The organism is Xanthocytophaga flava, assembly GCF_030068545.1.
Classification (GTDB): domain Bacteria; phylum Bacteroidota; class Bacteroidia; order Cytophagales; family 172606-1; genus Xanthocytophaga; species Xanthocytophaga flava.
Genome location: NZ_JASJOR010000027.1, coordinates 99,697 through 111,235, shown reverse-complemented (window position 1 = coordinate 111,235; position 11,539 = coordinate 99,697). Strand labels below are relative to the sequence as shown.

Genomic DNA, 11,539 nt, shown 5'->3' with positions numbered 1-11,539 from the left:
TGTTTGGGTACTATCACAAACCTGAACAAGTATCAATTTGCCCCAACGCAACGGACGTTGCTTTCACTATAGGTCCGAACGGACGTTCGAACCAGCGTCTTTCTTTTTAAAACCTTCATTTCCAGAATAGATATGGGACACGATAAGGGAAAGCCCATGGCTTTGTGGGCAGGAGGTTCGGCAGAAAGTGCCTTTTCTTTACAAACACACAAATCTGGCTCACCAAATTCTCATTTGGTGCCCCTTTCTTTGGGCAAGCAAAGAAAGTAACATGCGGTAGGAACAACAATGTTCTGGGCTATGAACTTATACTGGAAGAAGTAGTCAGAAACTATATATAAGTAGAAAGAAAAGATTCTAATCGAAAGTAATCAACAAACACATTGCAATCCTGACTACCGACTAAGCTACCTGCTTATCCTTGCCTGCCAATTGGCCACAGGCCGCATCAATGTCTTTGCCACGACTGCGACGAATGTTAACCACCACACCCTTATCTTCCAGAAACTTACCAAACTGAGCAATCTTATCACCTTCGGCATTCACATAGTTGGCTTCTGCAATAGGGTTATATTCAATGATATTTACCTTGCAAGGGGTATGTTTGGTAAACTCATACAATTCTCTGGCATCCTGAATTGAGTCATTGAAGTTATGGAATACAATGTATTCATAAGTCACCCGGGTGCCCGTTTTTTTATAGAAGTACATTAAGGCTTCTTTCAGTGCCTCCAACGTATTGCTTTCATTGATAGGCATAATCTGATCACGTTTAACATCATTGGCTGCATGTAGTGATAATGCCAGACGGAACTTTACTTCGTCATCACCCAGCTTCTTGATCATTTTGGCAATACCAGCTGTGGAGACAGTAATCCGCTTGGGTGACATATTTAATCCATCCGGCGATGTGATTCTTTCAATAGATTCCATCACATTGGCATAATTGAGCAGCGGTTCACCCATACCCATATACACAATATTGGTCAGAGGTGTCTGGTAATGTTCTTCTGCCTGATTACGTATGGCTACTACCTGATCATAAATTTCTGCTGCATCCAGATTTCGTTTGCGATCCATATAGCCAGTAGCGCAAAACTTGCAGGTCAGTGAACAACCCACCTGGCTGGACACACAGGCTGTCATACGATCATCCGCTGGGATCAGTACCCCTTCAACCAGATGACTATCATACAGGCGAAATGCTGATTTGATAGTCTGATCACTGCTAACCTGTTTTTTATCAACAGAAATAGAATTGATTACAAAATGCTCATCAAGCAAATTGCGCAAGGGTACAGACAAGTTAGTCATCTGATCAAAACGGGTAGCAGACTTCTTCCATAGCCATTCATAAATTTGTTTGGCACGAAATCCCTGCTCTCCCTGAGAAGTCAGAAAGGTTTTAATGTCTGACAAGGCCAGTTTCCGAATATCTTTTTTCACAACCTGTACCACAGGCTTTGCTGTTTCTATTTCCATACTTGCAAAATTACACCAAGATTTGCAGGAAGTAAATTCTTTTCTGTGTCTATACGCAGAATCTTTTACAAAGAATTTGTCCTTCCGTGAAGAGGATACTAATTTTAACTCCTTGTAAGGCAACAATAAACCCAGTACATTAATTCATTCCCTTGTTATTTACTATAATTAAACCTCTTATTCCTTTCCTGATCCATCTGCCATTGGTAGCTTATCTGCTCACTCAGTGGTCTAAACAGCTGGTTGATGTACCTTTGAAACAATGGTTCTGGCCTGCTGTAGGAATAAAGTTACTGGCAGGATGTGTAGTAGGGCTTCTTTATCTCTATTACTATCCCTATAAAGGTGATACCTGGTTGTTGTTTGATGAATCAGTTCGGCTAAACAAACTTGCATTCCGCAGTCCAGTTGACTATCTACGTGTATTATTGCTGAATAATACGGCACATGCACAACATTATATAATTCTGGATCTGGCAGACCAGCCAAGAGCTTTCTTTATGGCAAAGGTTCTGAGTCTGATTAATCTATTCACCTTTCATAATTACTGGGTTACAAGTCTGTATTGTTCTCTACTAAGTTTTTACGGGTTATGGAAGCTGGCTAACCAATTGGTTCGGTATTTCCCTGATACCCGGCTAAGTGCCTGTATTGCCTTCCTCTTTTTTCCAACAGTTGTATTCTGGAGTAGTGGAGTATTAAAAGAATCCATTGCTGTGGCCTGTATCTGTCGTATCATTGGAATTGTCTTACAGAGGCTGCACACAACTGATACTGGAATTCCAAAATGGGAAGATTTACTAAAAAAGCTGAGAATACAGGATGTATTCTGGTTTGGAATTTCATTCTATGTGTTGTGGCAAATGAAGTTTTACTATGCGGGTGTATTAGTGGTGGCTTTGGTGGCGTTAGGCAGTACATTATGTATTTGCTCTGTTTTGCGTACAACTGGTTTTAGAATCATGAAGGCAGTCTATTTTCTGTGTTTTACGGGTATCTTTAATCTGGTGCCTTTAGGATATACCTTTCTGACTGGACAATCCCTGCTGGAATCTATTGTGCAAAACCATGATGCCACAGTTCGAGCTTCCAGTCCAGGCACTTTTATTATTTTTTCAGGCTTGCAACCTGTTATTACAAGTTTTTTGCAGCATTTTCCGTTAGCTTTGTGGTCTGGTTTGTTTGCTCCTATGCCGTGGCAGGCGCATACTAGTCTGGTTTTGAGTGTGAGTCTGGAAAATAGTGTATTGTTGCTTGGATATATAGGATACTTCCTGATCTTTTTCTGGACATGGAAAAAAGAAAATAAAGAACCAGAATCGGTTCTCTACCAGTTAATTGTACAAAGTATCTGGTGGTATAGCCTAACACTGGCTGTAATACTGGCTTTTGCTTCACCCAACTTTGGAGCTTTGAGCCGTTATAAAGTAGGATTTTTACCTCTGCTGGTATATGTTGTGTTTAGTAAAATTGAAAAAATAAAACGTCAAAATAAAAGAAGTACGCATGCAAATACGTGATTGCTTTGAATTGGGATATGTTGCCAAAACCCATGGATTAAAAGGCGAACTGGTAATAATGCTGGATGTAGATGATCCGGATGAGTATGAAGAGATGGATTCGTTTTTTATCCAGATAAAAGGACAACTGGTGCCGTATTTTATGGAGTCCTATAACCTGCAGGGAAACAGAGCTATTGTAAAACTGGAAGATGTGAATACAATAGATGCCGCAAAAGCTCTGATTGGTAATAAATTGTTCCTGCCATTGGATAATCTGCCGGATTTGGAAGACGATCAGTTTTATTATCATCAGGTAATGGGATATACTATTGTAGATGAAACCAAGGGCGATCTAGGACAAGTAGATGCCATCTATGATATGCCAGGACATGATTTGCTGGCTATGAAGTATCAGGGAAAAGAGGTTCTGATTCCTGTAAATGATGAGATTGTGAAAAAGGCAGATCATGAACAGAAGATTGTCTATGTTTCTCTGCCAGAAGGATTACTGGAAGTCTTTTTGAATGAAGGTGACGAAAAGCCGGATGATGAAGAGGAATAAATAGAATGTGTAATACTAACTTCTGGTCTTATTAAGTAAGAATATATGCGTATTGATATTATTACCTGTTTGCCTCAGTTGCTCGACAGCTTTTTTGCTGCCTCTATTCTGAAAAGGGCACAGGATAAAGAACTGGTTTCTGTAAACGTGCATGATCTGCGGGATTACACTACCTATAAACACAAACAGGTAGATGACTATGCTTTTGGTGGGGGTGCCGGGATGGTGTTAATGATTGAGCCTATCGCAAACTGTATCCGTTCATTACAAAAAGATCGAACCTATGACGAGATCATCTATGTGACTCCTGATGGAGAGCGTTTGAATCAGAGAATCGCCAATCGGTTGTCACTGAAAGAGAACTTATTGATTTTGTGTGGACACTACAAGGGTGTGGACGAACGTGTACGGGAACATTTTGTAACACAGGAAATCAGTATTGGAGATTATGTTTTGTCAGGAGGAGAGTTGGCAGCAGCGGTGATCTCCGATTCTGTGATCCGGTTGCTTCCGGGTGTGCTTTCAGATGAAACATCTGCACTGACAGATTCTTTTCAGGATGATATGTTGGCACCTCCTATCTATACACGTCCGGCAGACTTTGAGGGCTGGACTGTTCCGGAGGTACTGCTTTCCGGGCATGAAGCCAAAATCAATGACTGGCGTTATGAACAAGCGCTGCAACGAACCCGAGCCCGGCGTCCTGATTTACTGAATGAATAGAAGAAAAGCTGCTAACAAAAAAGACAGGTGAGAGCCTGTCTTTTTTGTTAGAAACCATCATCGCTAATAGACCGTTTCCCTTGGGCTGTGGTCTCGTCCATGGCATCGGTTTCGCGTTGAGCCACATTATCTCCACTTTCCAGGTCATCTTCTTTTCTAGTAGGATCTGACTCCGGTTTCTGCTTCTGATTCGTGATCTGCTGACTACTATGTTTCAACTGATCATCTCTTTCTGCTTCTGCAGGTTCTTGTTTTTTTTGATTTTCAGGATGTATCATATTTCTAAAGAGCTTACTCTCTGTTGGTTTTATAGTATCCTGAGACAATAATATGCCTGTTGTCAAAATGCATTAGATTAGCTGAAAGTAGCAATTTAGCCTATATACGCTGGGGAAAGTATTACTGGTCTTGTGGTGTTTTTTACGCGGTTAATTGAGTGTCTAAACTTAAGACAGATAAAAAAACACCAGGCAATTTATTTACCTGGTGCAAAATATAAGTTGTATCTACTAAAAACTACAGCAGTTTCCGGATGATATCATCTACTGTTACGTTTTCAGCTTCAGCTTTGAAGTTACGTACCACACGGTGACGAAGAATCGGAATAGCAACTGCCTGTACGTCTTCGATATCCGGTGAATATTTGCCCATAAATAGTGCATTACATTTGGCTCCCAGCACCAAAAACTGTGAAGCGCGCGGACCTGCGCCCCATTCCAGGTACTGATTGGCTTCATTAGATGCCAGTTCTGTTTGAGGACGAGTTTTGTGAACCAGTTTTACGGCATATTCCACTACATTGTCTGTTACAGGTACTTTACGTACCAATGTCTGGAAATATTTAATCTCCTCTCCACTGATTACATGAGAGATTGTTTGTGAGCTGGATGAAGTAGTATTTTTTACAATCTCAACTTCTGACTGGTATTTAGGATAATCCAGCTTTACATTGAACATAAAGCGGTCCAACTGTGCTTCAGGTAGGGGATAGGTACCTTCCTGTTCAATCGGGTTTTGGGTTGCCAGTACAAAGAAAGGTTTTTCCAGCGGATATTTCTTCCCTGCTATGGTTACCGCATATTCCTGCATGGCTTCCAGTAAGGCTGATTGCGTTTTAGGAGGAGTCCGGTTAATTTCATCTGCCAGAATGATATTAGCAAAGATAGGTCCCTGAATAAATTTGAAGTGCCGTTCCTGATCCAGTGTTTCCGAACCCAGGATATCAGAAGGCATTAGGTCAGGAGTAAATTGAATACGATTAAAATTAAGGTCCAGAGCAGAGGATAAAGTTTGAATCAATAACGTTTTGGCCAGTCCCGGTACTCCTACCAGCAGACAGTGTCCCTGACAAAAAATGGCTGTGAGCAATAATCTCACTACTTCATCCTGGCCAATAACTACTTTGGAAATTTCGGTTTTTAACCGGCTGTAGGCTTCTTGCAAAGCACGCGCCGCATCTACATCAGAAGTATATTGCACGATAGTTAAAAAGTTTGATTATAGAATCTATTATGTTTTACAAGAATGTCAGAAATATGATTACCTATGTGAATAGTATATTAAGTTCACAAAGTAGTAAAAATTGTTTCGGTCTAAAATAGATATTTTTCTTAAAAACAAAAAACTACAAAAGTGTTCTTAACTTTTGTAGTTTTTTGTTTTACACCATGGTGTAAAATAGATATTCTTCTTTACTGTTTTCCTTTTAGCACATCACAGTCTTTCAAATCTTCATGAACATTGATAAATACTTCGTCCTTTGATTTTTTAAACCACTCATTCAATGCTTTGGATTTCTTCTCATTTAGTGCGGCAGCAGCTATCTTATCCCAGTCATCTTCAATTGTGGCTGTGTGTGGAGCTATCTTTTTCCGGAAATAAATGATACGCAGTGCATTTTTTCCATCATCTGTACGATACTGAAGTGGCTTGCTAATGTTACCTACCTGCATTGTATCTATGGCAAAATACAAACCTGGATCCAGAGCTTCCATGAAGATTTTAGAACTACGACTGTTCGGATCAGAGATTACGCCGCCGTTCCCTTTTGTTCCTTTGTCATCTGAATATTGTTTTGCTGCATATTCAAACTTGATACTGTCAGCTAATATCAATGTGCGAAGACTATCCAGATATTGTGCAGGCACATTCATATCTGCATCTGAATAGTTGGGACGTACTAGAATATGGCGTGCACGATATTCTTCTCCTTTTCTGTCAATCAACTGAATCAGGTGAAACCCGAATTCTGTTTCTACTACCTGGGATACTTCGCCTTTTTTGAGCTTCATTGCCGCACCTTCAAATTCAGGTACCATCATACCTCGTTTAGCCCAACCCAGATCTCCTCCATCAGCTGCTGAACCATCTACCGAGTTTGTACGGGCCAGAGATGCAAAATCTTCACCGCCATCTACAATTTTTTTACGGATCTGATTCAGGCGTGTTTTAATTGTATTTTTCTCTTCCTTGCTTACGGCTGCCAGTTTAACAATCTGAGCTACTTCTACTTCAGTAGAAAAATAGGGAATGCTATCATGAGGCATGTTATTATAAAAACGCTTTACTTCACTAGGAGTTACTTTGATTTTCTCTGTGATTTTCTCCTGCATTTTCTGAACCATCATCTGCTCCTTGATCTGAGGCCTTAATTCAGCCTTCAATGCTTCAGGTGTTTTTCCATAGGCTTCAATCAGTTTTTCTGCCGAACCAAACTGATTCCGAATCATATATTCCATTCTTCGGTCTAATGTTGACTCTACATCTTTATCTTCTACTTCCACAGAGTCAATTTCAGCTTTGGCTGCCAGTAGCTTTTGCAGTAACAACTGCTGAAGGATCTGACATTCTTCCAGATTCTTTCCTGCAGCAGAGGCTTCTGCCTTATATCCTTCGATTTCTGATTGTAATACAATGTAGTTATCAACCTTGGCTGCAATGCGGTCAACAGATTTACCCTGAGCATTGGCAGTTGTACTACAGATGCCTGCAAACAAAATTGCTAGCAAGCAACCAAGACAATATAAATACTTCATTTTTGAAAACATATACATATAAATAGGATCTTCGGAAAATGGACTATTCTACAAAAGAAAAGGAATTTCTACTTTTCTTATATGATTTAACAATCTTTAACACCTATTGGACTTTTATTTCGAACTCCTTCTTCTTCTTTGCTTCCTCATAAATCTTGTTTTCCAGTTCATGTAACATCTTTACCTTTCTGCGGTTAATGAGTATTTCGTGGATTTGGGGAGTGATAAAAGCAAGAGGTGCAGGTTGAGATGAAAGCCTTACTTCTTTAATAGCCAACAAATATACATTTTGTTGATCGGAAGTTTCTGCAAATTGATTATTTTTTAACAAAGCCACATTGTTCTTGTCATCTGCAAAAGGCGTATTACGAATCAGATCATTAAAAATAGTCCATCTGGTATCTTCCAGATGATAGAAATTAGCAAAGCGATAGGCAAATGACTGTAGTTCTTTGCGGTCATTGGGTTTATTGGAACGTATCCAGTTTCTGGCACGATCCAGGCCAGGGGTAGTTTTTGGAGCCACTACCAGCCAGGCTTTGACAATACTTTGCTGCAAGGTAAAATTTTCTGGATTGTTTTTATAATAGTCCTGTATTTCGGCAGTACTTACAGTGGTATCTATATGACGGTCAACATATTGTTTCTCAAAAGCCTGAAGTATCAGATATTCTCTGTAATCAGCCACTTTCTTATCAATCTCATCAGCATCTCCTTCTGTTTCGCGAGTAGCTTGAGTTAGCAGGAGGTGCTTCCTTACCCAACTTTCTGCATAGCGCTTTACAAATGCAGTACTATCTGGCTGTGAAAGTCCGGCAGGAAGGATGTCTGATAACTCAGACAGGTAAAGAATGTCGTTACCTGTTTTGGCAAGTACAGTTTCTGACGTAGACTGACGATTGGATTTTTTGTCCGTATTGCATGCTGAGATCAGCAGAGTTCCAGTAACCGAAAGCAAAAAAAGAATGGAAAAGTTTCTCATAGGATATAAAGCAAACGAAGACCCTTGCAGAAATAGTATTCAAAAAATAGTGTTGTGGAAATGATTTGTTGGATAAAATAAAACCCCATTGGGAGGGGTTTACGGACAATAAGTTACAAAAGTTTTTATAGCGGTGCTGTAATAGGTTTTATGGCACGTGTCATTTCCCTTTTTCCCATAGGTCCAGGCAATGACTCCACTTCCCAGCCAACTTCTTTCAGATCGCGTTTGAATTGCCCCTTTGCGCAGTAAGTAACTAACATGCCACCAGGAACTGTTACATCATATATTTTTTGAAAAAGTGCTTTTTCCCACATTTCAGGTTGTTTGCTGGGGGCAAAGGCATCATAGTAAATAAGATCAAACAGCCAGTAAGGTTTAAAATCTGTAAGTGTAACCGGAAACTTTCGTAAATGAAACTGATCTTTTAGTATTTTGGATTCTTTTTCCCAAGGCACTTCATGCAACTGAGAATACAAGGAATCCATTGAGGCAAAACTGCTGGAAACATGTGTATAGTTTAACTGACTGATAATCTCAGCAGGAACAGGATAAGGCTCTATGGCAACATAACTCACCAGATGGTCAGGGAAATAACGTTGTATATTGCAGATACTCAGCCATGCATTGAGTCCTGTGCCAAAGCCAACTTCCAGTAGATATATTCCCTTCTTATCTTGTAAAACGGGTTTCAGGCCTGCTTCTATAAATACGTGTATAGATTCATCCATAGCTCCGTGAATGGAATGATAGTTTTCATTCAACAGCGGACTGTAGAGAGTATGGGACCCGTCATGTGTAACTCGAATTTCCACTTTATATCAAATAGATAGTACTTTTACAAAATGCTTACAGCTGAATTGTTTTTACTGTAGAATAACAACAATATTTGTAAAATGTTATAAGCTATTTTACCTGAAGCAAACAGTCAGGTAGCTTCCCGGATTTATTAAGCAAAGCTTGCAAATTTATTATTTTTTTCATTTGTATGAACATTTATTTAATTGGTATGCCCGGTTCCGGGAAAACAACGTTGGGTAAACGATTGGCAAAAGCGTTGGGTTTCTCGTTTACAGATTTGGATATTGTATTAGCTGAGCAAGAGAAGATGCCTGTTACTGAAATATTTGCGCAGAAAGGTGAATCATATTTCAGACAAGCAGAAAGTGAATGCTTAAAGGGGACACTTCAATTACAAAAATCTGTGATTGCTACGGGAGGAGGGACGCCTTGCTTTTTTGATAATATGGCATGGATGAATGAACATGGTATTACCATTTTTCTGGATGTATCCACTGACGAACTAGTAAAACGTCTGACGAGTAGCGAAGACGCTACGCAAAAGCGGCCTTTGTTTGCAAATAAATCGGTGGAAGAACTGAGGGACAGCATTGATACAATGCAGGTAAATCGCGTACCACATTATGAAAAGTCACAGTTCCGGTTTCTCCCACATGAGACAAAACCTTCCTTTGTTGCTTCACAATTAAAAGAGAGGTTTCCAGATTCGTTTTAATAATTGGATAACAAACAAAAAAATCCCTCTATTGCCAGAGGGATTTTTTGTTTGTTCGAATATATGATTTAGAAACTGGACCCTATTGTAAGCATAACAGATGTAGTATTATATTGTGTAGTTGCAGAAGGTGCACCTGGAAGTTGATAGGGTGTATATCCTCCTTTGGATTGAGAATACATAACTCCAAGATCTGAATAAAAATTAGAAAGTTTAATCCCAACACCACCACTATAAGATAGTAAGCTACGATTCAGATCATCTATACGTTGTTGATAAGGATCAGTTTGATAAGCAAATCCCGCACGAATGCGAAATATCTGATACCTGAACTCTCCACCTACTCTGTAATTAAATGTATTTGTATAGGTTTGTTTTATCTGGTTATTGATTGTGACACGTTCACTTAAACCTGAATTATCTGTAGACCAATCACTGCCTCCTATTCTTGCTCCCTTATAAGGCATATATTCCACATCACCTGAGATAAAACCATATTTTTCGAAAAAGAAAGCTATACCTACTGAAGTTCGAAGAGGAGTTGTTAGGTTATAGTCAAATTCATTGTCAACCGTTCTAAAACCAATAGGGTTATTGCCTCCAACAGTACTAGGATCTTTTACACGTGTGGAAAGAGAAGTAAAACTTACTTCATTCAGACGATATAAAGTTGGTGTAGAGAAAGACCAACCAATCCGTACCCAGTCAACAGGACGATAATTCAAACCAAGTGTTGCATTAAAGCCAGTACCATTTACTTTCAAATTATCAGTAACTGTAAACTGGTCCAGAAAGTTTAGGGTAGATTCATTCACAACTTCCGTATATCCTTTAGTGGATTCATAACGAATAGATGATATTCCTAAAGAAACACCCATATAGAGTTTGTCAGCCCAGTTTCCTCCCCATGCAAAACTCCATTGACTACGTCCGCCTGTTGTGGTCCATGTTTCACTTTGCGAAACTTCAAATGGATCTTCTATCAGTTCATTGGTTTGAGGGTCTACAATAGCGTTTCGGCTTAAATTTGTAATATAATAGTTACCTACATCTTGATTCCCATCATTGTCACTATCATATCCCTCAATTAAATATCCTTTATAAGCCAATTGAGCCATGGCCTGATTATAGCCTACATTAAATCCGATCTGATCGTCTGCAACATCAAGTCGAGAAGATGGAAGATCAAGCGCATCTGCAAGGCCTCTGAAGTAAACAGCTATGGAGTTAGCACTATTAGGGTTTCCCTGAAATGTAACAACATTTCTGAAGTTAGCGTTTCTATTATAACTTATACCAAAAGAACCTCCTCTCCACAAGCTATTGTCTGTATCTTTTTTTGCTCCAGAAAATACAATACCAAAGTTAGGGACATTAAAAAAGGTAGTACCATCACTTAGTTGACGTCCAATGAATGTACTTTTGTTATTTGTAAAATTCAAAGATGGGGTAATACTGAAATCTGACTTACGATAGAAACCCAGACCTGCAGGATTTCCAGAAATAGAACTAATATCTGCACCTAAAGCTGTATTGACACCACCCATAGATTGAAAACGTGTTGTTCCGAAGGGTTGTGATTGTGAAAATTGGAGTGCATCTGAAACATACGGGGATATAGATTGGGCCAGTACACTGTCTGTTAGGCAATAACAAGCTAATCCCACTATTAAATGTCGGATTTTCATAGTCAAAAAATCTAAAAAGGTTGCTTAATAAATGAGAGGGATTCTCAGA

At 39.4% G+C, this 11,539-nt stretch carries 11 protein-coding genes; 4 read left to right on the top strand and 7 right to left on the bottom strand.

The window, feature by feature from the left end:
* Nucleotides 1–402: 402 nt before the first annotated feature.
* Nucleotides 403–1,482, bottom strand: a complete 1,080-nt coding sequence (rlmN, locus tag QNI15_RS29730) for a 23S rRNA (adenine(2503)-C(2))-methyltransferase RlmN (protein ID WP_314035300.1) — start codon at nt 1,480–1,482, stop codon at nt 403–405.
* A gap of 152 nt (nt 1,483–1,634) precedes the next feature.
* Between rlmN and QNI15_RS29725 the strand changes: the two genes are divergently transcribed.
* Genes QNI15_RS29725 through trmD form a run of 3 tightly spaced genes read left to right on the top strand, consistent with a single transcriptional unit; the run spans nt 1,635 to nt 4,269 of the window.
* On the top strand, nt 1,635–3,002 hold the full coding sequence (locus QNI15_RS29725) for a hypothetical protein (RefSeq protein ID WP_314035298.1): 1,368 nt from the start codon (nt 1,635–1,637) through the stop codon (nt 3,000–3,002).
* On the top strand, nt 2,989–3,546 hold the full coding sequence (rimM, locus tag QNI15_RS29720; protein ID WP_314035296.1) for a ribosome maturation factor RimM: 558 nt from the start codon (nt 2,989–2,991) through the stop codon (nt 3,544–3,546). Before QNI15_RS29725 ends, rimM begins: the two co-directional genes overlap by 14 nt.
* A gap of 45 nt (nt 3,547–3,591) precedes the next feature.
* Complete coding sequence (trmD, locus tag QNI15_RS29715; RefSeq protein ID WP_313975727.1) at nt 3,592–4,269, top strand: tRNA (guanosine(37)-N1)-methyltransferase TrmD; 678 nt, start codon at nt 3,592–3,594, stop codon at nt 4,267–4,269.
* Nucleotides 4,270–4,316: 47 nt separating this feature from the next.
* Here trmD and QNI15_RS29710 read toward each other — a convergent pair whose 3' ends face one another.
* The 5 genes from QNI15_RS29710 to mnmD form a co-directional block, all read right to left on the bottom strand.
* A complete protein-coding gene (locus QNI15_RS29710; protein WP_314035294.1) occupies nt 4,317–4,547 on the bottom strand; it encodes a hypothetical protein in 231 nt (76 codons plus the stop codon).
* A gap of 238 nt (nt 4,548–4,785) precedes the next feature.
* Complete coding sequence (locus QNI15_RS29705) at nt 4,786–5,748, bottom strand: AAA family ATPase (RefSeq protein ID WP_313975723.1); 963 nt, start codon at nt 5,746–5,748, stop codon at nt 4,786–4,788.
* Between the two features lie 212 nt (nt 5,749–5,960).
* The gene (locus QNI15_RS29700) at nt 5,961–7,304 is read right to left on the bottom strand and encodes a peptidylprolyl isomerase (protein WP_313975721.1); all 1,344 of its coding nucleotides are present in this window, start codon (nt 7,302–7,304) and stop codon (nt 5,961–5,963) included.
* Nucleotides 7,305–7,407: 103 nt separating this feature from the next.
* A complete protein-coding gene (locus QNI15_RS29695; RefSeq protein ID WP_313975719.1) occupies nt 7,408–8,286 on the bottom strand; it encodes a hypothetical protein in 879 nt (292 codons plus the stop codon).
* Nucleotides 8,287–8,411: 125 nt separating this feature from the next.
* Nucleotides 8,412–9,101, bottom strand: coding sequence for a tRNA (5-methylaminomethyl-2-thiouridine)(34)-methyltransferase MnmD (mnmD, locus tag QNI15_RS29690; RefSeq protein ID WP_313975717.1), 690 nt, complete (start codon nt 9,099–9,101; stop codon nt 8,412–8,414).
* Between the two features lie 173 nt (nt 9,102–9,274).
* On the opposite strand from mnmD, the gene QNI15_RS29685 reads away from it, so the two are divergent.
* Nucleotides 9,275–9,802 (top strand): shikimate kinase, encoded by a 528-nt coding sequence (locus QNI15_RS29685; protein ID WP_314035291.1) that lies wholly within the window; start codon nt 9,275–9,277, stop codon nt 9,800–9,802.
* 68 nt (nt 9,803–9,870) lie between these two features.
* On the opposite strand, the gene QNI15_RS29680 is transcribed toward QNI15_RS29685, so the two are convergent.
* A complete protein-coding gene (locus tag QNI15_RS29680; RefSeq protein ID WP_314035289.1) occupies nt 9,871–11,490 on the bottom strand; it encodes an OmpP1/FadL family transporter in 1,620 nt (539 codons plus the stop codon).
* Nucleotides 11,491–11,539: the final 49 nt, after the last annotated feature.